22 protein-coding genes are annotated in these 24901 nt (G+C 45.6%); 1 reads left to right on the top strand and 21 read right to left on the bottom strand.

From position 1 onward, the window contains the following. Positions 1-17: 17 nt before the first annotated feature. Entirely contained in the window at positions 18-2333 is a 2316-nt protein-coding gene (locus ACUN27_RS09195) for an AraC family transcriptional regulator (RefSeq protein ID WP_445558783.1), read from the bottom strand. Between the two features lie 435 nt (positions 2334-2768). On the opposite strand from ACUN27_RS09195, the gene ACUN27_RS09190 reads away from it, so the two are divergent. Beyond that, positions 2769-4679, top strand: coding sequence for an endonuclease MutS2 (locus ACUN27_RS09190; RefSeq protein WP_445558782.1), 1911 nt, complete (start codon positions 2769-2771; stop codon positions 4677-4679). An 86-nt stretch (positions 4680-4765) separates the two neighbouring features. On the opposite strand, the gene ACUN27_RS09185 is transcribed toward ACUN27_RS09190, so the two are convergent. The 20 genes from ACUN27_RS09185 to ACUN27_RS09090 form a co-directional block, all read right to left on the bottom strand. Next, a complete protein-coding gene (locus ACUN27_RS09185; RefSeq protein ID WP_326061274.1) occupies positions 4766-5488 on the bottom strand; it encodes a 5-oxoprolinase subunit PxpA in 723 nt (240 codons plus the stop codon). Next, a complete protein-coding gene (locus ACUN27_RS09180; RefSeq protein ID WP_315951876.1) occupies positions 5485-6966 on the bottom strand; it encodes an amidase in 1482 nt (493 codons plus the stop codon). The genes ACUN27_RS09185 and ACUN27_RS09180 overlap by 4 nt, the downstream gene beginning before the upstream one ends. Before the next feature lie 114 nt (positions 6967-7080). After that, positions 7081-8361: a cytosine permease gene (locus tag ACUN27_RS09175; protein WP_315951878.1), complete on the bottom strand. Its 1281-nt coding sequence runs from the start codon at positions 8359-8361 to the stop codon at positions 7081-7083. A 93-nt stretch (positions 8362-8454) separates the two neighbouring features. Next, the gene (locus ACUN27_RS09170; protein WP_315951880.1) at positions 8455-9105 is read right to left on the bottom strand and encodes a GntR family transcriptional regulator; all 651 of its coding nucleotides are present in this window, start codon (positions 9103-9105) and stop codon (positions 8455-8457) included. 241 nt (positions 9106-9346) lie between these two features. Then, positions 9347-10174: a phosphoenolpyruvate hydrolase family protein gene (locus ACUN27_RS09165; protein ID WP_315951881.1), complete on the bottom strand. Its 828-nt coding sequence runs from the start codon at positions 10172-10174 to the stop codon at positions 9347-9349. 7 nt (positions 10175-10181) lie between these two features. Beyond that, the gene (locus tag ACUN27_RS09160) at positions 10182-11411 is read right to left on the bottom strand and encodes a Tm-1-like ATP-binding domain-containing protein (RefSeq protein WP_445558781.1); all 1230 of its coding nucleotides are present in this window, start codon (positions 11409-11411) and stop codon (positions 10182-10184) included. A gap of 27 nt (positions 11412-11438) precedes the next feature. Continuing rightward, positions 11439-12191 carry a sugar phosphate isomerase/epimerase family protein gene (locus tag ACUN27_RS09155; RefSeq protein ID WP_445558780.1) on the bottom strand — a complete coding sequence of 251 codons (753 nt, stop codon included), beginning with the start codon at positions 12189-12191 and terminating at the stop codon, positions 11439-11441. Positions 12192-12223: 32 nt separating this feature from the next. Then, positions 12224-12985 carry a sulfite exporter TauE/SafE family protein gene (locus ACUN27_RS09150; protein WP_315951886.1) on the bottom strand — a complete coding sequence of 254 codons (762 nt, stop codon included), beginning with the start codon at positions 12983-12985 and terminating at the stop codon, positions 12224-12226. Positions 12986-13007: 22 nt separating this feature from the next. Further along, positions 13008-13370, bottom strand: coding sequence for a cupin domain-containing protein (locus tag ACUN27_RS09145; RefSeq protein WP_161410719.1), 363 nt, complete (start codon positions 13368-13370; stop codon positions 13008-13010). 23 nt (positions 13371-13393) lie between these two features. After that, positions 13394-14908 carry an extracellular solute-binding protein gene (locus tag ACUN27_RS09140; RefSeq protein WP_445558779.1) on the bottom strand — a complete coding sequence of 505 codons (1515 nt, stop codon included), beginning with the start codon at positions 14906-14908 and terminating at the stop codon, positions 13394-13396. Between the two features lie 34 nt (positions 14909-14942). Further along, the gene (locus ACUN27_RS09135; RefSeq protein WP_445558778.1) at positions 14943-15824 is read right to left on the bottom strand and encodes a carbohydrate ABC transporter permease; all 882 of its coding nucleotides are present in this window, start codon (positions 15822-15824) and stop codon (positions 14943-14945) included. Continuing rightward, the gene (locus ACUN27_RS09130) at positions 15824-16786 is read right to left on the bottom strand and encodes an ABC transporter permease (protein WP_445558777.1); all 963 of its coding nucleotides are present in this window, start codon (positions 16784-16786) and stop codon (positions 15824-15826) included. The genes ACUN27_RS09135 and ACUN27_RS09130 overlap by 1 nt, the downstream gene beginning before the upstream one ends. Next, positions 16783-17763 carry a Gfo/Idh/MocA family protein gene (locus tag ACUN27_RS09125; RefSeq protein WP_445558776.1) on the bottom strand — a complete coding sequence of 327 codons (981 nt, stop codon included), beginning with the start codon at positions 17761-17763 and terminating at the stop codon, positions 16783-16785. The genes ACUN27_RS09130 and ACUN27_RS09125 overlap by 4 nt, the downstream gene beginning before the upstream one ends. 328 nt (positions 17764-18091) lie before the next feature. Next, on the bottom strand, positions 18092-18649 hold the full coding sequence (locus tag ACUN27_RS09120; RefSeq protein WP_326061269.1) for a helix-turn-helix domain-containing protein: 558 nt from the start codon (positions 18647-18649) through the stop codon (positions 18092-18094). Positions 18650-18827: 178 nt separating this feature from the next. Beyond that, positions 18828-19280 carry a hypothetical protein gene (locus tag ACUN27_RS09115; RefSeq protein ID WP_315951893.1) on the bottom strand — a complete coding sequence of 151 codons (453 nt, stop codon included), beginning with the start codon at positions 19278-19280 and terminating at the stop codon, positions 18828-18830. A 36-nt stretch (positions 19281-19316) separates the two neighbouring features. Continuing rightward, the gene (locus ACUN27_RS09110; protein ID WP_315951895.1) at positions 19317-20282 is read right to left on the bottom strand and encodes an ABC transporter ATP-binding protein; all 966 of its coding nucleotides are present in this window, start codon (positions 20280-20282) and stop codon (positions 19317-19319) included. Further along, positions 20275-21258 (bottom strand): ABC transporter ATP-binding protein, encoded by a 984-nt coding sequence (locus ACUN27_RS09105; RefSeq protein WP_445558775.1) that lies wholly within the window; start codon positions 21256-21258, stop codon positions 20275-20277. The genes ACUN27_RS09110 and ACUN27_RS09105 overlap by 8 nt, the downstream gene beginning before the upstream one ends. A 14-nt stretch (positions 21259-21272) precedes the next feature. Further along, positions 21273-22145: an oligopeptide ABC transporter permease gene (opp4C, locus tag ACUN27_RS09100; protein ID WP_315951899.1), complete on the bottom strand. Its 873-nt coding sequence runs from the start codon at positions 22143-22145 to the stop codon at positions 21273-21275. A gap of 15 nt (positions 22146-22160) precedes the next feature. Continuing rightward, entirely contained in the window at positions 22161-23114 is a 954-nt protein-coding gene (locus ACUN27_RS09095; protein ID WP_315951901.1) for an ABC transporter permease, read from the bottom strand. Further along, positions 23111-24850 carry an ABC transporter substrate-binding protein gene (locus tag ACUN27_RS09090; RefSeq protein ID WP_315951902.1) on the bottom strand — a complete coding sequence of 580 codons (1740 nt, stop codon included), beginning with the start codon at positions 24848-24850 and terminating at the stop codon, positions 23111-23113. The genes ACUN27_RS09095 and ACUN27_RS09090 overlap by 4 nt, the downstream gene beginning before the upstream one ends. Between the last annotated feature and the right edge of the window lie 51 nt (positions 24851-24901).

The raw sequence follows: 24901 nt of genomic DNA, 5'->3' as shown, positions 1-24901 counted from the left end.
TTAAAGTGGATATTTTACTACAGCGATTGCGTGTGCTTTTCCCGATACTGCCGGGGAGTGATGCACTCACTCTTTTTAAACATTCGGATCAGGTAGGACGGTTGATAGTGCAATTGCTCCGCGATATCGTTGATTTTCATATCCGTTGTCACTAACAGCTCCTTGCATTTCTCAATTCTCATCCGAACCATAGTATCGATAAAATTGATTCCGTTGATTTGCCTGAACACCTTGCTTAGCTTTGAAGGGCTCATCTGCAGCTGATCCGCGTACATCTCAAGCGAAACATCGAGTAAGATGTCCTTCTGCATTTGCAAAAGCAGATTATCGATCATTTCCCTTAAATTGCTATCGTAGGTTATCGTTAACGCTTTAACAAAGGGTCTGATCAGCTTGTATTGGAACCACTCCAGGATTTGATCCGGCTCGGACAACTGCATAAGCTGCTCATAGAGATGAACCCCTCCATATAGGGCGAAAAGGTCCACTTCGTGCTTGATCATCGCATTATGGATCGTTCCGAGCAGTTTCATCATGCCTTGGTGAACCATGAATTCAGCGCTGTGATTGCTTTGCAGTTCAAGCATGAATTGCTTGATGAGCCGCATGGCTTCCTCTTCAAGCCCCATACTGACGGTATGCACAATCTCTCTTTCCAGCTCAAAAGGGAACTGATTCTGGCTTGTATTCGTCAGCATGAACTGATTCATATCCAACATTTGATTGGACGTATGGTGGTCACGAAACCGGAGAGCTTTTCTTGTCTGCTCCAGAATCTTGGGTATGTCCTTTATCGAATCGGATATTTTACTTGTTACAATCGTAACTTTCATGTGCAAGACATTATTGACCGCCACGATGTAGTCATGGGCAAGTTTATTGAAGTTTGCTTTAATCGCTTCATTCGATTTGGCAGGATCCAGAACGAAAAGTACACCAATGGATAAATCCTGGAAGTTAATGATATGAACCATATCCGATATCTCCGTGCATAGCTCTTTGATGATATTAGAAGCCGCGAAGGTAACCAGTTGAGCATCCCGCTCTGAAAATTTTCCTCCTAATTCCGAAATGCCATGAAACTGTGCGACCATTATGGCAAATCTTTCCGATTCAACATCCCAATCAAGCTGTTTCAACTTCTGAATAAGCTCGGGTTCCGTGTGTGAGTACAAATTTCCTTGCAAAAATTGCAGTAAAAAGCTCTCTCTCAGCGCAGGAATGGACTGTTTAATTTGGATAGAAAGCTCTTGCTCTGCTTGAAGCTGCAGCCTCCATTGATGCTCGATATACGTAATTTCGTTTTTTTCGTTGAACCGGTTCGTTCTGGAATTTTCAAAAAGAGACTTTAACCGGTAAATAGGGTCATATATTTTATTGGAAGCAAACCAGGAAAGCATCAACCCGATGATCAATCCAAACATACTAATCCAGAGAATAAGAGTGGACAGGGCAGTTACAGGCGCAATGATTTGCGATATAGGCGTGGCAGAGACAACCGTCCATTCACTGCCTAACTTCGAAATTTTCCCATACGATACGTTATATTTTTTGTGATTCCAATCGAATTTGAACATATTCTCATTGGCATTTTCTACAGATATTTGACTTTTTAATGCGTCCTCCAGCGTCAGTAACTCTTGACTGTCTTCTTGTCTTGGCGGAGTCGTTAAGTAATCTCCATTTTCATTAAAAAGAAAAGCGACTCCTTCGCCTGAAACGAGTTTCTGAACCATTGTGTTTAATTTATTTTGATCCAAGTAAATAATGAACATCCCGAAGGAACCATACATTTGTCCGCCTGGCAGCTTAATAATGATTGCTTTATTTATCATTTCCGGCATATTTATTTTTTTCAAGGAATAATCCCAATAGATCGTTCGCTCTTGATCAAGCAAAGCATTCAATAGTTCGCGATCCTCATCAGTTCGCACAGATTCAAACCCGGCCTCATCACCGATGATCTTATCTGAATCACGTAAGTACAGGCTTACACTGTTAATAAGGGAATTCGACTCCGTGATAAGTGAAAACGATTTCATAAGTTCGTTTGTTTTTTGAAAATCCTGAACGAAATCCAACTCCTTCAGGGTCTCGTCCAAACTCCGGTCGAAAGCAAGCCGCACAACGGAATGCTCCAGATTGGCCATATAGTCATTCAATTGCTGGATAGAGGAATGGAGCTGATTCTGATGAGCCTTATTCACTTCGGTTTCGATCCGATCTGTTCCGATATAGTAAATAATGACGCCTATAAAAGCAATTGGAATGCACGTAATCAATAGTACAATGCCTAAATTTTTCCAAAATATAGTTCCCCTGCTTTTACTCATTTGCTTATTCATCCGTTCACCTTCACACCCATCGCCTATTTTGGTTGTATTGAACAATTAATTCGTCACTTTTGTTGATATTCCTCCACTATTTCCTTTTTTATTCCATGCGAGCTTCTTATGGAAAGTTTGATTTAAGCTATTTTATCCCGCGATTTTCTGACTGGACTCGCATAAGATAAGGGTATATTAGCTGCATAGATGTAAAAAGGAGAGATTTTAATGTCTGAGGTCGTTCTTAACCAGTAATTTCATAGTGCAACCCGTTTTGTTTGGCTACGCGAGTAAACCGTTCAATTGGACAGGTTTGTTTTGGCGTGCTCTACGGGCAGGTTGCATGTGATGCTGTTAAGAACATCAGTTTCTCCCTAAGCGGAATGGAAACGATTGTTGTTTCCAGTCCGCTTTTTTTTGTACCCAAAAGGAGGCATTCATTTGAACAAGTCCACTTATCAACGTTTGGAATACGACCGCGTTAAACAGCGTTTGGCCGACTTTGCCATGAGTTATTTGGGGCGCGCCCACATTCAGAACATGGAACCAGTCATCGAGATGGCCCTCGTCGCAACCCTGCTTCAAGAGACCGAAGAAGCGCTAAGTGTCATTGCCCACGGGGCCAGTGTGCCGATCCCGTCGCTCGAAGGTATTGAGCCGCTTATAGGCACTTTCGGGAAAGGATTTATTTTTACACCGCAGGACTTTCTGCACATCGCCAGATTCATCGAAAGCTCACAGCAGCTTAAGAACTTTATGAAAAAGAAGGAATCCGTCAGTCCGCGCATCGCTTCCTATGCGCTATCCTTATACGAATTGCATGAACTGTTGGCCGAGATTCGGCGCTGTATCCGCAACGGTCAAGTCGATAACGAGGCAAGTGCTGCCTTGTCTCGTATCCGCAAAAAGATGAATATACTCGACGACCGCATTCGTAAGAAGCTGGATACCGCTTTGTCCAAATACCGCAGCTATTTGCAGGATAGCGTCATCTCGACAAGAGGAGGCCGGTACGTGTTGTCCGTGAAAAAGGAATACCGCAAACAAGTTGGCGGTGCGGCGCTGGACGAGTCGGCAAGCGGTCAGACTGTATTTATTGAGCCGGCCGATATCGCTGACCTGCATATCGAACATTTGCACCTGCAGGCTGAGGAGTCTGCGGAGGTAACGAGGGTGCTCAGCGATCTAACGGACCTGATCGAGAATAGTAAGTATGAAATTTCAATCAATTTGGAAACGATTGGCCATTACGACTTTATGTTCGCAAAAGCCAAATACGCGAAAACAATCAACGGGCGAACGGTCAAGCTAAACGATCGCGGCCTGCTCTCCATGCTGGACGGCCGTCATCCGCTGCTCGGCGGGCATTCTGTGCCGCTTAATATCCGCATCGGCGACGAGTACCGCGCGCTTGTTATTACAGGCCCTAATACGGGAGGTAAAACCGTTTCGCTGAAAACCGTCGGTCTGCTGACACTCATGGTGCAGTCGGGACTGCTCGTTCCGGTAGGTGAAGGAAGCGAATTTGCTGTATACAGATCCGTTATGGTCGATATCGGAGACGGACAAAGTCTTGAAAATTCGCTCAGCACCTTCTCATCGCACGTCAAGAACGTGATCGGCATTCTCAAAGAGGCTGGACCCTCGTCGCTCGTCCTTCTCGACGAGCTTGCCTCAGGTACCGACCCTGGCGAAGGAATTGGCCTATCGATCGCTGTGCTGGAGGAACTGTACCGCCGCGGGGCCACGGTCATGGCGACGACGCATTTTAACGAGATTAAGAAATTTGCCGACGCTGCGCCCGGCTTCGAGAATGCGCGTATGGAATTCAATGCGGAAACGCTTGAGCCCCTTTACAAGCTAACAATTGGTCAGTCCGGCTCCTCCTATGCCTTTTATATCGCGCAAAAGCTCGGTATGCCGCCTGCGCTCATCGAGAGATCGAAGCAGATCACCTACGAGGCAACGCAGCTCTCGCCCGAAGCGCCTGCAATAGCTGCGGCGTTTACAGGAGAAATGCCTGTAAACGTTCCGTTGAAAGAAAAAAAAGAGCGAACGCAGGTGCCGAATTTCGTTATCGGCGACTGCGTCTGGGTGCACTCGCTGCGCCGTACAGGCATTGTGTGCAGCGAGCCGGATCATCGCGGAAACATTACGGTATTAATTCAGAAGGAGAAAGTGCGCATCCACCGCAAGAGAATGTCTCTTTATATCGAGCGCAGCAAGCTATATCCGGAAGGAGACTACGATATGGACATCGTATTTGAATCGAAAGACGCCCGAAAGAAGCGAAAGCAGATGAGTAAACGTCATGTTGAGGGGCTAACGATTGAGTATAAGGAGAATGAGTAACCGGAAATTGTATTAGCAGAGAAAAGGCAACCGATTACTAGATCGGCTGCCTTTTATTCGATAACAACGAAATACACTACATATAGTCATTCTTCATGATTCAACACAGGCAGCACCCGGTCGCGGATCGCTTTCATAATAGCTGGAGCGCCAGCGGTGTCACTGTGTACACAGACCGTTCCAATGTCAGCAAAGTCCGGATTCTCTAACAGCTGAGCCACGCTCGATGCGATGTCCGCAGGCGAACCAATCTCATCGAGCGTCCATCCGAACATCTTCACCTTGCCATCCGAATATGGACGATCGGCGAAGTATTCATGAATGAATCGAATACCGAGGCGCGCCGCACTCCTCGAAGTATTGCAGCCAGGCAGGGTAAATATACTAAGCGAAGGGTCAAAGGCGTAAACGGCTTCAGTGAATGCGTCGGAAAGCGCTAGATCGTCGGATGCCATCATATAAAGAGCTCCGTGAAGCTTCACATGTGCCATCGTCATTTTTTCCGCACGAAGGAATGCGTCGAGCGCCCCAAGCTGATACAACGAGAGATCATACACTTCATTCGGTGACATTTGAATATACCTGCGACCAAAACCTCCACGATCTGGCAGTCCGATGTGGGCGCCTACACGCACACCGTACTTTTTGGCGAGGGCCACAGTCTCCCGCATGATGCGAGGGTCCCCGCCATGAAAACCGCAGGCAATATTGGCAGAAGTGATGAGCGGCATCATCTCTTCATCAGCCCCATACCTGTAGACGCCAAAGCTTTCCCCCATATCACAATTTAAATCTATTGCAGTCCTCACAGCCCTGGTTCTCTCCTTGGGGATGCCTGCTGTTCGTAATCGTAAGCGAACCGCAAGAGATCGGCTTCTGCGTAAGGCTTTCCGACTAATTCAAAGCCTACGGGGAGATGACCGGCGAATCCTGAGGGAACCGACATAGCCGGAAGGCCAGATTGTGAAGCGATGACCGTATTAGTCGGGAATGTTAGACAACTCCACTTCTGAGCGTACAACTCCTCGCGCTTCGGCGGCAGTACTTGAACGGTCGGATAAAGCAGGAAGTCCACTTCATTGTCCAGCATCAGGTGAACGATGGCGCGCCGAAATTCCTCTTGGCGTACCCGCGAGCGGTAATAGTTCTCGTCACTCTCCGGCTCCTCTGGTCCGGCGTTAATGTCGTGGAACAAGTCGTTCATTGGGTGAAATGCATTAGTTTCGTATATTTCCTTGAAGCTCTTGAGTGGAACGCTTGGACGCTTCTGCAAGAAATTGTTGATGTCTTTCTTCGACTGCAAGGTGTATAACGATGTTTCAGCAATCCATTGATCAATATCAGGAAGTTCGATCTCTTCCACGACCTCGACGCCTTGCTCCTTCAGCCAGCTAACAGTCGAGAGAATCCGGTCATTCACAGGAGCACAATCCATATCACTTTCCGGACCGAATGCACTGGAGAGTACGCCTATTCGGTACTTCTTCATGCTGGCTCCTTCGAGCATGGACTCGTACTGCCCCGCATGCGCGGTTTGAGAGGTAGCGGCTGTAAAAACATCGTTCCGATCAAAGCCGACGAGCACGTCCATTAGCTTTGCAGCGTCTTTAACTGTACGTGTAATCGGACCTGCCGTGTCTTGAAAATGTACAAGCGGAGAAAAACCGTTACGGCTGATCAAACCAGTCGTGACGCGAAGGCCGAATAAATTATTAAAAGAAGACGGTAATCGAATTGATCCACCTGTATCTTCACCGACACCAATCAGTCCAAAATTCGAAGAGATACCGGCGCTCGTACCCGCGCTTGAACCGCCGGATTCACGATCAAGATCGTACGGATTTTTCGTGTGATCTGTCATTGAGGAAAAGGAGAACCACCCTGCTGCGAAATCACACATACTCGTCTTCGCAAGAATGATCGCCCCTGCTTGGCGGAGCCGCTTGATCAGCGATGCGTCTTGTTCCGGTACGTAATCCGCGAATGCTATGGAACCGAATGTTGTGCGGATGCCAGCCGTCTCGGCTTGGTCTTTCACAAGCACTGGCACCCCGTGCAGCGGGCCTTTGAACTCGCCCGTTTCGACGAAATAAGTATCCAGCGCCTTCGCTTCCTCCATCGCGGAGGGATTGACAGTTACGATCGCTTGTATACTAGGGCCCTGATTATTATAAGAATCAATTCTATCTAGATACCATCGTACCAAATCTGCTCCGGTAACGATCTTTGCCTTCAAAGCTTCGTGGAACGACTCCACGGTAGCTTCCATATATGTAAAAGTACGCATACGATCAACTCCTTTTTCTGTCTATGCAAATATGCTACAATGTCAGCAATGAATCTCCCTGGCTTGGTCGGAGAGACGCGTTGGCAGACGCTTCTCTCGCTGCTGATTCCGTTACTATTTTGCTGCTACCGTCTTGGGAGCAACGACGGATGACTTCTTAGAAATCATCCAATAAGCAATAGCGGATATGATGATTCCACAGATCGCTGTGGATACACTAGGAAACTGATAATTGGCGAAAAGAGCGGCAGCTGAACCGATTCCCCAAGCAAGGAAAGGCTGGTACCGAATATTGCCGTCGATGGCAGTCGACGCTTTACGCGTTACCAACTGGTCCATAATGATAATCGTACCGATCGGCGGCACGATCACACCTAGGAGATTCAGCCAGTTGATGAAATAGCCCCAAATACCAAGCGCTGCAACCAGAATTCCAATAATACCGAGTAAGATTGTCATCGTGCGCATCTTGGTCCCCGTAATGTGCGACCAACCGACGGCTCCATTGTACAAGCAGTGTGAGCAGACCGTACCTAGATTAACGAAGAGAAACAGCACCGCAATCCAAGTTAAAAAGCCGCCCTTCGCAACGATGACACTGAATACGTCACCTGAGCCGCTTAGTGTCGCTGCAGCAATAACACCTCCCACGATCATTGCAATCAAATTTGAAATAGGGAAAGCAGCAAATGTCGCGATTAAAGCGTGATTACGATTTTTTGCCCAGCGGGTAAAATCCGACGTCATCGTGCCCGAGTCCGCGAATAAGGCGAATACAAGTGTGACACCGACCCAGAACGCCAACGGGGAATCAGGATTACCGGTATAAGCCATAACGGCATGCCCGTTCCCGACAGCCTCCACTGCAGAGTACAACCCTAATACGAGAAACAGAGGTACGGATATAATTCCTATCATAGACAATGCCTTGATACCTAACAGAGTCAACAACAAGTACAGTACACCCGCAATCACCACGATGAGCACTTGATTCACGCCAAAAGCACTCCCCATACTAACGCCGGTTAAGCCCGTCTGCACAGCAAACCACCCTATGACGAGCGTAGACAAGAGCGCGGAAGAAACCATGTACCCTTTTCGCCCGAAGGTCTTTGAAGCTTGTAAGGAGAAGTTATACCCGTCCTTCGCCCCAAGCATGCTGAGGAGTCCAACATACGCAAATAGCAAGGCATTACCAAGAACCATTGCTAGTATGCCACGCATGAAGCCCAACCCGTGTACGAGCGTGGCGCCGGTGACAGCACCGGTAATAATCATTGGAAATCCAACCCATACGGACATAACGGATATCAAAGACTTTCGTTTATCCTCTGGGACGGGTGTATGTTCGTACTCGCTCTCAAAAAGCTCATTATCAATTGATGCATGACTCATTTGAATACACCTCCACTATTTTTCAACTGTACTCTTTTCTTCGAGCCTAATCGCCCTACACCTCATGTCATGGCATTCACCTCCTTAATGAATTTACTTTTTATTGGAGAGAGCTTTTAAAACCACATCGCAAGTATAAATCAGATGATCGGCGATCTTCTCGAGAAGCAAAGGGAGATTGCGCTGCTGAATCAAATCCAAAATCTCGCGGTGCTGAATATGCGCTTCTTGAAAATCGTCTACGGAAGAAGAATAAATTGTCATGTAAGGTTCCACTTTATCCCAAACATTCTTAATCAGCTCGAGCACATGCGAGGACTTCGAACATTCATAAAATCGTAAGTGAAAGAGCTTATTCAACTTCCTCCATTCCGTCACGTCCATGTTTGGATTGGCCATCGATTCCAGGATGTCTTCCAAGACACCCAAATCTGTATTGGTTACGTGTTCAATGGACCACTCCGCGGCGAGCATTTCAAGGTGTTTGCGAATGGTGAACATTTGCTTCACTTCCTCTACCGACAGTTTGTTGACGGTCACGCTGCGCCTTTCGAATGTAATAAAACCTTCCGCCTGCAGCATACGCAGCGCTTCTCGCACAGGCATGGTGCTGACGCCAAACAATTCCGCTATCGTGCGAATCGATATTTTCTTCCCAGGCGGGATCACCCCAAGAGTAATGCGTTGTTTTAACCGGTCGTACACTTCGTTATTCACTGATGGCACTTTGATTATGTCACTCATTCCCTTACCTCCGTGATTTGTGATATGTGATCACACTTATTTAATTAAGATTATTATGACAAGGCAAAGACAAAACGTCAATACTAATTAAGATGGCTATTCGGTAAAATCTCTCATTAAATAACCTGAATCGCCTAAACTTGCGGCAGTACAAGTGAGGAATTTATTAAAACCGAATCTATAATATGTTCTTTTAAAATGGATTAAGGGCCACCCCCAAGCAGGGGCGGCCCTCCATTTATCACTTACTCAAGCTCTTAAATCTTTTAACCTGCTCGGTAATAGCAATCTCGGTAGGCAACCGCTCCACGCTGGAGGCTCCGAAGAAACCCGCGATCCCGTTTGTTTTACCTAGCACATACTCAACATCCGCCGGTTCAGAAATCGGACCACCGTGACAAATGACCAATATATCCGGATTAATAGACTTACCGGCCTCATAAATACGTTGAATGAGATCCGCTGATTCATCAAGCGAAAGCGCCGTCTTGGCTCCGATGCTGCCCTTCGTCGTTAGCCCTACATGAGCGACAAGCACGTCAGCACCAGCCTTCGCCATTTGAATCGCATCATCCTCACCAAAGACATAAGGGGTAGTCAATAAATCCAAGGCATGAGCTTTACGGATCATCTCGACCTCCAGATCATAGCCCATCCCCGTTTCCTCCAGGTTTTGCCTGAAGGTGCCGTCGATTAAACCTACGGTAGGAAAGTTTTGCACACCCGAGAAACCCATTTCTTTCAACTGCTTCAGATATACATCCATCAAACGGAAGGGATCTGTCCCACATACCCCGGCCAATACAGGAGTATTCTTGACAATAGGCAGAACCTCGCCACCCATCTCCATAACAATTTGATTGGCATCCCCATATGGCATTAATCCTGCTAATGATCCTCGGCCTGCCATCCGATAACGCCCGGAATTATAAATAATAATCAGATCGACGCCGCCCTCTTCCGCACATTTCGCCGACAACCCCGTTCCCGCTCCTGCTCCTACAATGAAACGGCCCTGTTCAATTTGCCACCGCAATCTGTTTACTATTTCCTGTCTTTGCATCGCCATTGTTTTCTTACCCTCTCTTATTTCGTTCTAACAATGTAAGTAAATTATCCGCAATTACATCAGCTACTGCTGGATCGTTAATATCTTGTTCCATATCAATCATCGGAATGTTTGATCTGAGATGCTCTTTTATTCCTTCATACAACGCCTGACGTTCTTCCTTACCTTCAAAAGGCTTGGAATCCATATCCAGCAGAGAAACGCCTGCTTTAGGAAACACGACAATGGTCGGTGCTGTGCCCGCATTCAGTTTAGTGGCGAATAACCGGCCCAATTCTCTGTTCTCCGCTACGGTAGTTCTCATCAATGTTGTCGTTGGATTATGCTGGTAAAAGATGCGCTCCTTGAATTGCGCTGGTACTGTCTCCGGTGGACCGAAATTGACCATATCCAGAGCCCCAACCGAAACAACCTGCGGAATCCCCGTTATTCCCGCTGCTTCCAGACGGTTTGGTCCGGCATCGAATATACCGCCAACCAAATGATCCGCCAGCTCGGTAGTCGTTATATCCGCAACGCCCTTGATATACCCCGCTTTAATTAGCTCCTCCATCGCCAATCCACCTGTTCCCGTGGCATGGAAGACAAGCAGATCGTAACCACGTTCCTCCAGAATTTCTCGTACACGTGTCGCGCAGGGGGTAGTCACGCCAAACATCGTCATGCCGAGTGTAACCTTATCTTCTACAACACCCTGTTCCGTCTCCATGTAATTGATCATTCCTGCCAACGCGTGTGCTGCATTGCTCAGTATTCGACGGGATAACTGATTTATTCCGGCTATATCTACGACGGAGTACATCATGGTTACATCTTTGACGCCTATATAGGGTTTCGTATTGCCGGAGGCCACCGTGGAAACCATCAGCTTAGGAACCCCGATGGGTAATCCCTGCAGAGCAGTTGCCGCCACTGTCGTACCCGCCGTCCCCCCCATTCCAAAGGCTGCGCCTACAATTCCTTGTTGTTCAAGACCGATAAGGATATCAGCAGCACCTCGGGTCATAACTGCTATAGCTGTTCCCCGATCATTACCCCTTCTTAGCTCCTCAATGCTCGAACCGCCAGCTCTTGCAACCTCATCGGCGGATACATCGGGTTGAAACAACGGATTGCCAAGTACACCGGTATCTACCGTGAACGTTTCCACCCCGTGAGCTTCCAGTTTTTCTTTTACATATAGAAACTCTTGACCTTTCGTATCCAAGGCTCCGATAAGAACTGCCTTTTTACCCATCGTTACCAGCACCTCCGGCTCTGATTTTCAGTTCAATCCGGTTTTCATAAATGCATAGCAATCCTTCATCCCCCCGGTTACGCTGCCACCGCTTTCCTCATCCGCTGAAATCCATCCTTGATAGCCGATCTCATGAATCGCTTCGAAAATAGGACCAAAGTCAATAGAGCCTTGACCGAGCACTCTCCATTCCCCTTGATCAAAGTCCTTAAGATGAAAATTATCGATGACGTGTCCAAAGCTTCGTATAATTTCTGCTGCATCGTGGATACCGGATTTCACCAAATGTGCCGTATCCACAGTAAGTCCAACGGAGTCGTCTTTGATTTGATTGAAAAAGATATCAAAATCATCGCGATGCATAACGGGATTATTAAAATGATGGTGAAGTGATAGCTTCAGACCCTGCTGTTGCGCCTCAAGTCCCAAATCGGATAGAATGGCCGCATATCTGCGAATGTCTGCCGGGGTCACATTGGCTCTAGGAATCCCATGGCAGTATACAATAAGTTCCGTGCCGACCGTCGAAGCGAAACGAAACACATTACGCAGCTTCTCAATATTGGCATCATCCAAATTTCCGCCTGTAATTAAAGCTGAACTACTGCCTGGTAAACCACCCCAAGCTTCTATGAAACTTTCCGGTTTTAGCAAGAAAGGGGCATATTGCGCTTCCTTTAATTGAAGTCCGTCATAACCAACGGCTCTGTACTGTTCAAAAAGCAAAGTTTGCTCCTCCATCGAGGAGGTAGGTCTTGAAAACGCTAATTTGATCGTCATATCTATTCTCCTTCTAGCTAGATCTCATCGATTCAATTGATCATGATACCTTCAACCAGCAACTTCACTGCTCCAAAGGCGCCAAGTAAAAGAACAAGCCGCTGAAAGTAAACTTGAGGAATTAAAGGCAGCAGCTTAATACCTGCATAGGCTCCAATTGCTATTAAAGGAACGGTCCAAATACCAATAAGGAGAGAATCGGACGTTATCATTCCCAGATGGATGAAAAAGGGTACTTTCACGAGGTTCACAAGTAAAAAGAACCATGCACCCGTGCCTATAAATTCTTGTTTGGGTACTTGCTTGGCAAATAGGTAGATGGCAATGATAGCGCCGGAAACATTACCAATTGTCGTTGCAAAACCAGCAAGTATACCCATCGCTGCAATAAACCACATGGAAGATGGAAACTTGGAGTCAAATCTTGCTCCCATGAAATCCCTAAGGACTTGAAGAACGATCAATCCGCATATAAGCGTACCCAAGAGAAGCTTCAATTGATTGTTATCGACCTTTAGTAGTACGACATAACCACCTATTACTCCAATAAGTGCCCAAGGCATCAGGCTGATCAGATGCTTTTTTATCACATTTTTGCGGTAATACGCAACCGCTATGAAATCACCTATAATCAGCATCGGCAGCAAGATGCCTACAGACATTTTTGCCGGAAAAACAATGGTCACTAACATCGCATTGAAGATGCCCATGGTCGAAATACCGGTTTTAGCGAATCCGACAAATATACCGGCCAAAATAAGGATCATGATTTGCAAATAGCTGAGTGCAAACATAGATTTACTCCATTAAAAGGAATTATTCCCCTATCGTCTGGCGGTCAGGAGCCGAGTAGGCGATAATCATGCGGCATGGCTCCCAGCTAGTGGTTGTTGCATTATGAGGTACATTCCGTGGGATACGCAGCATCATGCCAGGCTCTAGATGGAAGGTTTCATCGCCAAGTGTATGATCACACTCACCGGAAAGAATGAAAATGACTTCTTCACAATTAGGGTGTACGTGTCTTGGATTGGAATCCCCCGCATGAATATAGACCATGCCAAAGGTCATTTCACTTGCTGGATCGATCTCCTGGCCGCAAAGCCATTGAATTTTCCCCCAACTTTGGTTCAATACACGTGATTCATCCTGTTTTCTCAAATCTGTTATAGTAGCCATTCGCTCATTCTCCTTTTGTTGGTTTACTTAGCTGCCAGACGCTCTTTATAGGAAGCATTCATTTCCTGGATAATCTTCTGATAGTTGGCATCTGTTTTTAGCCCTGCAACAAATTTATCCCATTCCTCTATACTTACCTTGCCCATAACAACCTGTGTCTTCATGTCATTAATCTTCTTGGTATAATCGGCTCCGAGCTTTGTATTCGTTTCCGAGTACAGCCCAATATCCACTCTTGGTGTGCTGATTTTCGCTTTGGCATCAATAATTTTTTTGTTTCTTTCAAATATTTCCTTCGGCATGCCAGGTGCATAGGCATACATATAAGGGTCATGCTTCATAAACAGCTTGCCCATTGCCCCAGGCCCCAGGCTATCTTTAACCGCTTGCTCATTGGTAACATAAAATCCGTCTTCTTTTTTATAATGAGTACCTTCAATCCCATAATTGGATAGAATGTGGCCTTCTTCGGAAGCGCCGAAATCGAGAAGCGATAAAATTTTACGCATTTTTGCTTCCGGAACACTCTTAGGGATCGCATAAACGCCAATGAATCCGCTATTTTGCTGCTGGAAAGGTCCTTTATTCGCTTCTAACGAAACGATAGGTTCCCAATTCACCTTCGGATTTCTCTTCCATTGATCGAATTGCCAGCGCCACATGGCCTCGATCGTTTCCGTCGTTATGCCGGATTTCCCGCTTGTCGCCAGATCCGTAATATCATTACTTTTCATTACAGCGAAATCCGCTGGAATAAGCTTTTCGTCATACAGTTTTTTCTTATAAAGCAGCGCTTCTCTCATTTCAGGCTCTAATGTAATGTCAATAAGGTTACCATTCACAGGTTTCCACTTACTGCTGGCTCCAGCATAAATAAATTCAATTTGATCGTTTGTGCGCATGGTGTAGCCAACAGGGTTATTCGTGCCATCAGGATCCTTCTCTTTAAAGATCTTCATTACGTTGTACAACTCATCTAAGGTTGTAGGCATCTTCAAACCGAGCTTATCCAGCCAATCCCGGCGTATATAAAAGGTAGTCCCGCCCTCCAGAGGACGCACAATCGGCACGACATAATTTTTGCCGCCAATTTTCGTATTGTCCCAAATAGCTTTTGGAGAATCCATCAAGTTCTTGTAATCTTTCAGATAGGGCGTTAAGTCCCAAAATGCACCTTGTTTAACCATCGTTTGAAACTGGGGAACGGTCGAATCTGGAAGTCGGATCGCGTCTGGAAGGTCGCCTGAAGCCAACAGCACATTTAACTTGTCATCAAATACAGGATCTGAAACCCATGTAATATTAAGCTTCGTATTCGTCTTTTTTTCGAATTCTTTTATAACCGGATTATCCGGCCCTGGAGGCTGAGTAATCGAGAAATTAGCGAAAATATTGAGAGCTACAGGCGCCGACTCCTTCCCGGCTTCACCCGGCTTCGGTGCCGCAACTTCTGAACTATTGCCGGTACATGCTGTAGTCAATACCGCTAAAGCGGATAGCATAGCGATAAACACGCTCTTTTTTTGAACCATCTTCATGCCGCCTAAACCCCCTTAATAATATAAACTTGGGTTAGCCTTTGACTGAACCGAGCATGACGCCTTTGGCGAAATGCTTCTGTAGAAACGGATATACCGCCAAAATAGGAACCGTCGCAATAACCACCGCCGCCATCTTAAGCGTCTGGGTCGGCAGTTGATTCTCGGACATCATTTCAACCGCTGCTGCTCCGCCTGTCGTTGTGTCAGATTCAATTAACATGTTCCTCAGTACAACCTGTAAAGGCACTTTCGTGAAATCATTGATATACAAAATAGCATTGAAGAACGTGTTCCAATAAGCTACTGCGTAGAACAAGCCGAAAGCAGCTAAAGCTGGAGCCGATAGAGGAAGCACAACACGGAAAAATGTACCCAGATCCGTACAGCCATCAATCATGGCTGCATCCTCCAGCTCTACCGGAATGCTGTCAAAAAAGCTTTTCATTAGAATGACATTCCATCCGCTAACCAATACCGGAATAATAAGTGACCAAATGCTGTTGATTAGTCCAAAATCACGGACCACAATATAGTTCGGAATAATGCCCGGATTGAACAAGATCGTCAATAAAACCATCATCATCATTATTTTTCTGCCTCTGAGTCTTTTCCGAGACATCCCGAACGCCATTGCTGCTGTGAATATTAAACTTAATCCGGTGCCGACAGTGGCAAGAAAGGTGCTGTTCAACATCGCGACTTTAAATGCATCGGTATTCAACAAATATCTGTAGGATACAAGCGACCAGTTCTGGGGAAACAAGACAAACCCATTTTTCATTAAATATTCATGGGGTTCGGTGAAAGAAATGACGAAAACATAATACAGCGGAAACAATGTGACGAGTCCAATGACAACTAGTAAGATCGTATTAAAGCCGTTAAACAGCCGCCCTGCGAGGCTTATTTTCATTAATACACACCTTCCTCACCAATCCGTTTGGCCATTTTGTTTGCCAAGACAACGAGCACAAGACCTACCACTGATTTGAACAAACCAACGGCCGTGCTGTAACTGAATTGCCCACTCTGGATGCCATTCCGGTATACATACGTTTCAAAAACATCCGCATACTTGGCGACAGCTCCATTATTCATCAGGAAGACTTGCTCGAAGCCTACGTCCATAATATGTCCGAGTCTTAAGATAAGCAGAACCAGGATGACACTTCGAATTCCCGGGAGTGTTACATGCCACGCTTGCAGCCATCTATTGGCACCGTCTATTTTGGCAGCTTCGTACAGCTGCGTGTCTACTCCCGTAATCGCAGCCAAAATGATAATGGTTCCCCAGCCGGTTTCTTTCCAAATATTTTGTGCAACGAGCATTCCCCAGAATGTATCTGTATTTGTCAGGAAATCATATCTGTGAAAGCCCAAGGATTCTATCATCAGATTTATGATGCCGTTCGACTGAGACAGGAGTAAAAATGAGATTCCTACAATAATGACCCATGAAAGGAAATGCGGGAGGTAGACAATCGATTGAATGATTCTTTTGAAAAATTGATTGTTCACCTCGTTCAGCAGCAAGGACAGCACAATAGGAAGCGGAAAGAAAAATACTAGATTTAATAAGCTAATGACCATTGTATTTCGAAAAAGAAGATAGAAATCAGGATTGGAGAAAAAGCGTATAAAATGCTCCAATCCTACCCACTCACTCTTCCATACACCCGCATAAGGCGAGTATTCCTGAAAAGCAATAACGATGCCCCACATGGGAAGATATTTGAAAATAATAAAGAAAAGCACACCCGGTAAAACCAACAAATAAAGGTATCGATCTCGTTTAATATCTAAAAGAAAAGGCCGAGATTTCTTATTGGTATCCACACGAACGGATGTTTTCAAAGATGAGGACTGTGTAGTCATATTAAATGGACAATGCGCTGCTCTTCAGCGGATACATAGGCAGCATCAAGGAGAGAAACCGTTTTCAAATTATCTTGAGAACTGTTCGGTGCTTCGACGCCTGTTTCAATGGAGGTAAACAAATGGTTAATGCCTTCGAACGTGGCCGTTTCTCTGGATACATTGTTTTCCCATGTTTGCTCAGGTGTTTTCTCACGAGGGCGATACAAATGAATTTTTCCATCAGCTGCAAGGATCGTCCCTTTCTCGCCAATAACAATCATTTCCGTTCTGCCTATTGCACTAGAGAAACTTTGAATGTAAGTCACAACCGCGTCGTTCTCGAATACAACTTGAACCGTGCTATCGGTTTCCCCGGCACAATGGATTGCGGAGGAGGAACGGTTCTGAGCAACAACGGACTTGGCTTCAGATCCGAGAATTAGCCGGAACCCGTCAAACCAGTGAATTCCCATAACGGATAATGCGTGGCGGCTTTCTTCTAACCTCCAACCTGCGTCCTGTCTAAACATCAGATTTGTAAACAAGATGGACGTTACTTTACCAATCCGATCCTCTGCAACAATCCCCTTAACCAGCTCAAAAGGAAAATGGCGTCGGAAATTTTGGTTAATCGAAATGGGTACGCCATGCTGCTTCGCTTTCTCTGTAATCTCTTTTGCTTCAGCCAATGTATCAGAAAAAGGTTTTTCACAGAAAATAGGGATTCCTGCTTCAATGATTGGGAAAAGGATTTCTTTGCGGATGGAAGTAGGCGTACACACGACAACGGCATCAACACCACTATGCTGGATAAAATCGTTCAACTCCGTAAATCGCTGAGCCACACCATATTTATCCGCTTTGGCATGTAACGTCTCGGGATTTGGATCACAAAGGGCTGTTACCTCGATTCGTTCCGGATGATCCTTATACCCCACGAAATGCAATTCGGTCACTCCACCAGCACCAACAATACCAACTTTGTACTTTTTCATTACGTTCCAACCTCCTGATTTGGTTTTGAACAGCAATCAATGACTAACCCTTCTAACCACTCCATGTGAAGAAACAACACAACCTTTAAGTTAAACACTATTTACTTAAAATCACCTAAATTGTATTAAATTCAACTTAGTTGAATAAGCTCAGTATACCTCACGATACCAATTATTGCAATCGCTTTCTTTATATTTTTTCTAAAATTTAGGACATAAAAAAAGACCATATACTCTAATTTAGAATACATAGTCTGTTATCTTTCAACTTATTGGAGAACCTGGCAATTCATCAACCTGACATTCTGACTGACATTCTGAAAAATTTCTAAATATCGCTTACCTTCGATTGCGTAAACACAGCCACATATTTCACTTCATCTGTGATTGCCATTAAGGAATGTTTCTCAATAGAATCGAAGTAAAGACTATCCCCCGGCTTCAATGTATACTCTACGCTGCCCACTTTGTACTTCATTTCGCCTTCCAGAATGTATATAAACTCTTCACCATTATGGCTGTATTCATTCTTGCTATCATTATCTTCCTTCCGGGATATGAACAGAAAAGGCTGCATAAGCTTTTCTCCGCGTTCAACGGCAAAAGTAAAGAAAGAGTACCCTTTATCCGTTTTGGTCATTCTTGCTTCCCATGTTTCCTTTTTCGTATAAATCGTTCCCGCTTGCTCTTGGTCGTCCAATAGAATGGACACTTTTGTACCTAACGCATCAGCAATTTTCACTAATGTTGAGATGGGCGGGATGGTTTTCCCGTTCTCTATTTTCGATAATAAACTTTTGGAGAACCCACAAACATTGGCAATATCCATCAAGTTTCGGTTTTGTTCGGTCCTGAGCTTTTTGATTTTATTCCCTAAATCCATCATATGGTTGTCCCCTAATTTAATGTCATTCAACTAAGTTTATTCTAACGAAACTTATCTATTCAGTCAAGCCTAGGGTCTTTCACCTGCTTAGCATCGCGAACTGAAAAACCGGCAACCTGCTCGTAGGCAAGTTACCGGTTTATATGGATCATGCAAGGATACATCTTCCTCGCCTTTTTCAACGATGCTGAAGCTCAATGTGAGCCCTAACTATTTCTTCACCCGTTTCACTGACAAATGGAGTAAGACTCATTTTCCAATGGTTCGGGACAAGAAATCTAAACAGTTGGAATTGCTCAGGGCTAAGGGTCAAATTTAGAAAGGAAGACTCTACAATATCGTAGTCTGCACCCTCTAGTTTATTAAACTTGATGGCGAGTAAATTTTTGATACCTCCGAACGTTATAAAGCTGAATTGGTATCCATCGTTTATTGCCGACAATAAGGTTTCCATATACTCGTCGCGGTAAGTAACGAATCCTTTCCAATCGACCTCTGAATGGACTAACTCCTTCAGCTCCGCTTCCTTGTACCTAACTATAATCTCTGTCATTTCCGTTTTCGAATAGCCCTTTGCGCGTAACATTTCCAGTCGCAGCGCATAAGGTTGCGGAAGTTTAACTACGGACATGTACCCTCCTCATTTCTCATGCTGAAATTAGATCATTTAAACGAGATGGCAAGCAACGAAATGTTTTCCCCCCACATCTCTGAAAGCAGGCACTTGTTCTTTACATACAGCAGTTGCAAAAGGGCATCTTGTATGGAATTTGCAACCTGATGGCGGATTGGCCGGGTTTGGCATATCCCCCTTTAATAGGATTCTCTCCCGCTTCAGTTTTGGAATCGGGATGGGAACAGCGGACAGCAGCGCTTTGGTATAAGGATGCAGCGGATTACGGAACAGTTCGTCGCGTGAAGCTGTCTCCACCAAGGAGCCAAGATACATAACGCCGATTCGGTTGCAAAGATGCTCGACTACACTTAAATCATGAGAAATGAATAGGTAAGATAACTCCCGTTCCTCCTGAAGCTTACGAAACAAATTAATAATCTGCGCTTGAATCGATACGTCTAAGGCTGAAACAGGTTCATCGGCTATGATCAACTCCGGTTTCAGCACAAGCGCACGAGCAATGCCGATCCGCTGACGCTGCCCTCCGGAGAACTCATGCGGAAAGCGATCAACATGATAGCTCGAAAGACCGCAGGATTCCAGCACTTCGAGCACGCGATCCCTGATCTCTTCCTTCGGGACGAGACCATGATCAAGCAGTGCTTCTCCAATTGCATCGCCAACCCTGACACGAGGATTCAGTGAGCTGTACGGGTCTTGAAAGATGAGTTGCATCTTGGGGCGCAGTTGTCGCAGTTCATCGCTTGGCAGTTTATGCAGATCAATGCCCTTGAACTTCACTTCCCCGGCCGTCTTCTCTGTCAGCCGAAGAATGGTACGTCCAACCGTGCTTTTCCCACTGCCCGACTCGCCGACTAGACCGAACGTTTCCCCCGGTTGAATATTTAAACTGATGCCATCAACTGCTTTCACATGTCCGACAGTTCGGTTCAATAATCCAGATTTGATTGGAAAGTATTTTTTCAAATCATGTACACTTAATAGTGGCTCAGACAACTTCCATCGCCTCCTCATACAGCCAGCAGGCAGCTTTTTGCCCTTTTGCCACTTCTTTTAAAGGAGGAGATTGGGTTCGGCAGATGTCCATGCAGTGCTCACAACGGTCGTGAAAATAACACGACTCTCTCAACTCCAGCGGATTTGGCACCTGACCAGGAATTGAGTATAGTTCTTCCAGCCGTTGATTAATAATTGGCTTCGACTTTAATAGCCCTCGCGTGTAAGGATGCTGTGGATTTTCAAATAGCTGGACAACCTGGCCTTCTTCCACGACTTTGCCTGCGTACATCACAACGACATAATCCGCCATCTCCGCAACCACACCCAGATCATGCGTAATGAGTAGAATAGACATTTGAGTCTCTTCTTTGAAAAGCCTGAGCAGATCCAGAATTTGCGCTTGGATGGTTACATCAAGGGCAGTTGTTGGCTCATCAGCGATAAGCAATTTGGGACCGCAGGAAATCGCAATTGCAATCATGATGCGTTGCAGCATCCCGCCGCTTAACTCGTGCGGATAGCTGCCAAATATTTGCTCAGCCCGTGAGATCCCGACCTTGTCGATCAACTCTATTGTTCTCTGTTTGGCTTGCTTCTTGCTTAACTTCTGATGTTCAATAAGTGGCTCCATCAGTTGTTGACCTATGGTCAAAACTGGATTGAGTGAGGTCATGGGTTCTTGAAAAATCATGGCGATTTCTTTGCCCCGAATCGCGCGAAGCTGACTTTTGTTATAACTCAGGATATTCTCGCCTTGGAAACATATCCTACCATCCGATATCTTGCCCGCCGGTCCTTCAATTAACCCCATAACGGACAACGCGGTAATACTTTTTCCACTTCCGGATTCTCCTACAATACAAACGGTTTCTCCTTGCCTTACATACAGGCTCACATCGTCAACAGCTTTGACAACACCACCCTCTGTCTGAAAATAAGTCCGTAGGTGTTCAATCTCAAGCAGATTTCTCATCGGATGTCAGTCACCTACCTTTTCTGTTTCGGATCCAGCACATCACGCAACCCATCACCGAATATGTTAATTGCTATAACTGTAATAAAAATCGAGAAACCTGGCGGAATCCATAACCATGGCCGCTCTTGAAAATCGATCAAGTTGTTCGCTGCGTCAATCATATTGCCCCAGGTTGGCGTTGGGGGCATGACCCCGAGTCCGAAGAAACTAAGCACCGATTCGCTTAGTATCGCTCCTCCGATGTTCAGTGTTGCGATAACAATGAGCAGTGGAATTAAATTAGGCAGCAAGTGATGAAACAATTTGCGGCGATCACGCAAACCAAGAACAACCGTCGCCTGCATGAATTCTCTTTCCCGAAGACTAAGCATTTGGCCACGAATCATGCGAGCAAGGCTCGGCCAGCCAACAATACTAAGCATTAGCATAACAATATACATGCGGCTGCCTGTAGGCACCTTCCACTCCGAAAGCAGCGCTCCAAAAATGAATAACAAAGGCAAATGGGGAATGGTTAACAGCAAATCGGAAATGCGCATAATGATTTGATCTGCTATCCCTCTGTAGTAACCTGCAATTGTTCCGAGCAGTGTACCGATCGCTACGGACAGGACCATAGATGCTAGTCCCACCGTTAGCGAGATGCGTCCGGCTTGCAGCACTCGAGTCAAAACATCCCGACCTAGTCCATCGGTTCCGAGCCAATGCTTCATGCTCGGGGCTTTATTCATCATCGCCATATTAATCTTGCCATTCGTATAGGGAGAGAATAGAGGCCCTGCAAAACAAGCTAAGAACATAATGACAACTACGATCAATCCGAATACAGCTAATTTATTTCTTAATAGACGCCTGAAAGACTGTTTCCATAATGATGTTGGCATAACGATGTTCCTCCTCTACAACCGGACTCGCGGATCTGCGATGTGGTATAGAATATCCGATATCAGCGTCCCGATGACGGTGAGAACAGCGATGAACATCGTGAAGCCCACAAGTAGCGGATAGTCTCGCAACGAAAAGGATTGAATATAAAGCTGACCGATGCCAGGCCAATTGAATATTTTCTCCGTAATTAGCGAGCCCCCGAACAAAGCCGGCAGTTCAAAGCCAACGAGTGTGATGGCCGGAAGCAGCGCGTTGCGAAGTGCATGGGTAAACAGGACCTTCCCTTCTTTCAAACCTTTTGCCCGAGCCGTGCGGATATAGTCTTGCTTAATAACTTCAATCATATTGCTGCGGAAATAACGGGTCAGTGAGCCGAGACCTAGCAGCGTCAAGACAGCTACCGGCAATAGCATATGATGAAGGACTTCAGTGAGGTAAGCCAAACCGGTTGCATTGCTCCCCGTCGTTAACATGCCTCCCGGTGGCAGCCATTTCAGGTCTACTGCCAATATTTTAATTAAATAAAGTCCGATAAAAAACGACGGAATCGACATAGCTGCAAAGATCACAATCATCACTAGCGTATCAAACCAGGAGTACTGCTTATAGGCGGCAACAACACCGATAATGACAGCAATAAACCATGTCAGGAAAGTAGAGACGATAGCTAGTAAGAACGAATTCCATATATACTCATTAAAAAGTTTGAGAACTGGCTTCTGCTGCGCCAATGAGAATCCAAAGTCGCCATGGAACGCATTCTTCATCCATAAGCCGTAACGCTCCAGCAGAGGTTTGTTCAATCCATAAATTTCCCGCAGCTCCGCTTTCCGCTCTGGCGATAATTTGATATTACCGCTAATGAAATCCCCCGGGGTCAGGGCATACAAGCTAAAAATCAGGAAGGATGCAGCTAGCAGAATGACGAGCATGTAGACAATTCTTTTCGTTAAATAAGTGCTCATGGTTGTTTACTTAATGACCAGTTCGGCAAGCTCGTGGAGAGTCCATTAAATGGACTTACAGACAGATTCTCGATTCTTCCGTTATAGCCATAGACAGTTTTCTTGTAGTTCGTAAAGATGACCGGCAACTCGTCATTCATCAATTGATAAATTTCTTTGTACACTTTCTTGCGCGCTTCGATATCGATAGTTGCCAAGCCTTTATCATATAATTCTTTGAATTTTGGATTGTTATAACCTTTAATCTCGCCATCTACGAATGGCTGTAAACCATCGGATGGATCGGTAATCAACGAAGTAGAGAAACTAACCATATCGTAATCCCCGCCTTCCACTTTGGAAACAAGTGCGTTGAAATCGGCAAATACCTCCGGCTGGAACTTGACGCCAAGCGCTTTAAAGGATTCCGTCGTTACAGCAATAAAGTTGTCAGTCTGTGCACTTTTGGAACCGAGGAAATGAATGGACAGTTGTTTGCCGTCCTTCTCGCGAATTCCGTCTGCGCCAGGCTTCCAGCCCGCTTCGTCGAGCAGTTGCTTCGCTTTTTCAATATCGAATTTATAAGGGTTGATGCCCTCTTCTGTATAGGACCATGAAATCGGCGATGATGGTATATTGGCAATTTGGCCTGCGCCCTGATTGGCGTCGACATAAATACTTTGGCGATCGATCCCGTAGGCAAACGCTTGTCTAACCTTTTTGTCTTTGAGCTGGTCATGCTCCAAATTCACTTGTATGTAGCCATATGTGCTCGGCGTGTAGGGAATAATGTTGACAAAGCCCATTTTTTTCAGCTTATCCACGTTTTCCTTCGTTGCGCTGAAAGACGCATAGTCCACTTCGCCGGTTTCAAGGAACTGCCAAGCGTCGCCTTGCGATGTTTTATAAATAAAATGTTCCGTCTTCGGCTTGCCGCCATAATAATTCTCGTTCGCCACGAAGCGCACTTCCTGCCCTGGCATGAATTTCTCTAGCTTGTACGGACCATTGCCTACTGGCTTTTCGTGAAGCTTCTTAATGTAATCCAGCTGACCGAAGTGATAATCCTTGCCATAGTAGGCCTTAGATAGGACATCGGAGCCGAGGGTCAGAAGCGCTGTTGCATTCGGTTGTTCTAAAGTCACAGAGATCGTTTGGGGATCGATGACTTTAATTCCCTCTATGTTATTGGCTTTTCCTTCTTTATATTCTTTGCCGCCTTTCACGTGTAAGACATCAACTTGCATATCACCATCATAGGCTTTGTCGTGCAAAATAGTCCAAGTAAATGCAACATCTTCTGCCGTTAGCGGTGTACCATCGCTGAATTTCAAGTCTTTACGAAGATGAAACGTGTAAGTCAAGTTATCGGGGGAAACATCCCATTTTTCCGCTAGTCCAGGCGTAGGAACACCTTTGTTGTCTACTGTGACCAGTGGCGTGTATAGCAAAGATGAAACATTCCCGTCATATCCGCTTTGATGGAAATATGGCGTAAATGCACCGCTTGGATCTGTCAGGCCGACGATAATCGTATCCGTACGTTGTTTGGCGCTGCTTGGCAATTTGGACAAATCCGATGCTTTGACCTCATCAGCCAGCAAACTTGCCGGTGCAGCGGTTTGGTTCGCGCCTGTCGCTGCAGGTGTGCTGCCGCCCTGAGTTGGCGTAGTAGTCCCCTGATTGGCCGAGCAAGCGGATAAAAGAAGTGAACCTGCGGTTAATAAGGTAGATAAGACAATAAAGCTTTTTTTCATAATTAAACCCTCCTCAAATTAATCCCGACTAAAACGATATGAATAAGTTAA

The organism is Paenibacillus sp. WC2504, assembly GCF_052682475.1.
Note: the sequence above shows the minus strand (reverse complement) of the source record. Positions and strands in the feature narration are given on the sequence as shown.

Excerpts from the sequence above, each read along its gene's own strand:
- ACUN27_RS09195 (WP_445558783.1), bottom strand. The coding sequence starts at position 2,333 with ATGAGTAAAAGCAGGGGAACTATATTTTGGAAAAATTTAGGCATTGTA.
- ACUN27_RS09180 (WP_315951876.1), bottom strand. The coding sequence starts at position 6,966 with ATGCGTACTTTTACATATATGGAAGCTACCGTGGAGTCGTTCCACGAA.
- ACUN27_RS09175 (WP_315951878.1), bottom strand. The coding sequence starts at position 8,361 with ATGAGTCATGCATCAATTGATAATGAGCTTTTTGAGAGCGAGTACGAA.
- ACUN27_RS09170 (WP_315951880.1), bottom strand. The coding sequence starts at position 9,105 with ATGAGTGACATAATCAAAGTGCCATCAGTGAATAACGAAGTGTACGAC.
- ACUN27_RS09165 (WP_315951881.1), bottom strand. The coding sequence starts at position 10,174 with ATGGCGATGCAAAGACAGGAAATAGTAAACAGATTGCGGTGGCAAATT.
- ACUN27_RS09160 (WP_445558781.1), bottom strand. The coding sequence starts at position 11,411 with ATGGGTAAAAAGGCAGTTCTTATCGGAGCCTTGGATACGAAAGGTCAA.
- ACUN27_RS09155 (WP_445558780.1), bottom strand. The coding sequence starts at position 12,191 with ATGACGATCAAATTAGCGTTTTCAAGACCTACCTCCTCGATGGAGGAG.
- ACUN27_RS09150 (WP_315951886.1), bottom strand. The coding sequence starts at position 12,985 with ATGTTTGCACTCAGCTATTTGCAAATCATGATCCTTATTTTGGCCGGT.
- ACUN27_RS09145 (WP_161410719.1), bottom strand. The coding sequence starts at position 13,370 with ATGGCTACTATAACAGATTTGAGAAAACAGGATGAATCACGTGTATTG.
- ACUN27_RS09140 (WP_445558779.1), bottom strand. The coding sequence starts at position 14,908 with ATGAAGATGGTTCAAAAAAAGAGCGTGTTTATCGCTATGCTATCCGCT.
- ACUN27_RS09135 (WP_445558778.1), bottom strand. The coding sequence starts at position 15,824 with ATGAAAATAAGCCTCGCAGGGCGGCTGTTTAACGGCTTTAATACGATC.
- ACUN27_RS09130 (WP_445558777.1), bottom strand. The coding sequence starts at position 16,786 with ATGACTACACAGTCCTCATCTTTGAAAACATCCGTTCGTGTGGATACC.
- ACUN27_RS09125 (WP_445558776.1), bottom strand. The coding sequence starts at position 17,763 with ATGAAAAAGTACAAAGTTGGTATTGTTGGTGCTGGTGGAGTGACCGAA.
- ACUN27_RS09120 (WP_326061269.1), bottom strand. The coding sequence starts at position 18,649 with ATGATGGATTTAGGGAATAAAATCAAAAAGCTCAGGACCGAACAAAAC.
- ACUN27_RS09115 (WP_315951893.1), bottom strand. The coding sequence starts at position 19,280 with ATGTCCGTAGTTAAACTTCCGCAACCTTATGCGCTGCGACTGGAAATG.
- ACUN27_RS09105 (WP_445558775.1), bottom strand. The coding sequence starts at position 21,258 with ATGAGAAATCTGCTTGAGATTGAACACCTACGGACTTATTTTCAGACA.
- opp4C (WP_315951899.1), bottom strand. The coding sequence starts at position 22,145 with ATGCCAACATCATTATGGAAACAGTCTTTCAGGCGTCTATTAAGAAAT.
- ACUN27_RS09095 (WP_315951901.1), bottom strand. The coding sequence starts at position 23,114 with ATGAGCACTTATTTAACGAAAAGAATTGTCTACATGCTCGTCATTCTG.
- ACUN27_RS09090 (WP_315951902.1), bottom strand. The coding sequence starts at position 24,850 with ATGAAAAAAAGCTTTATTGTCTTATCTACCTTATTAACCGCAGGTTCA.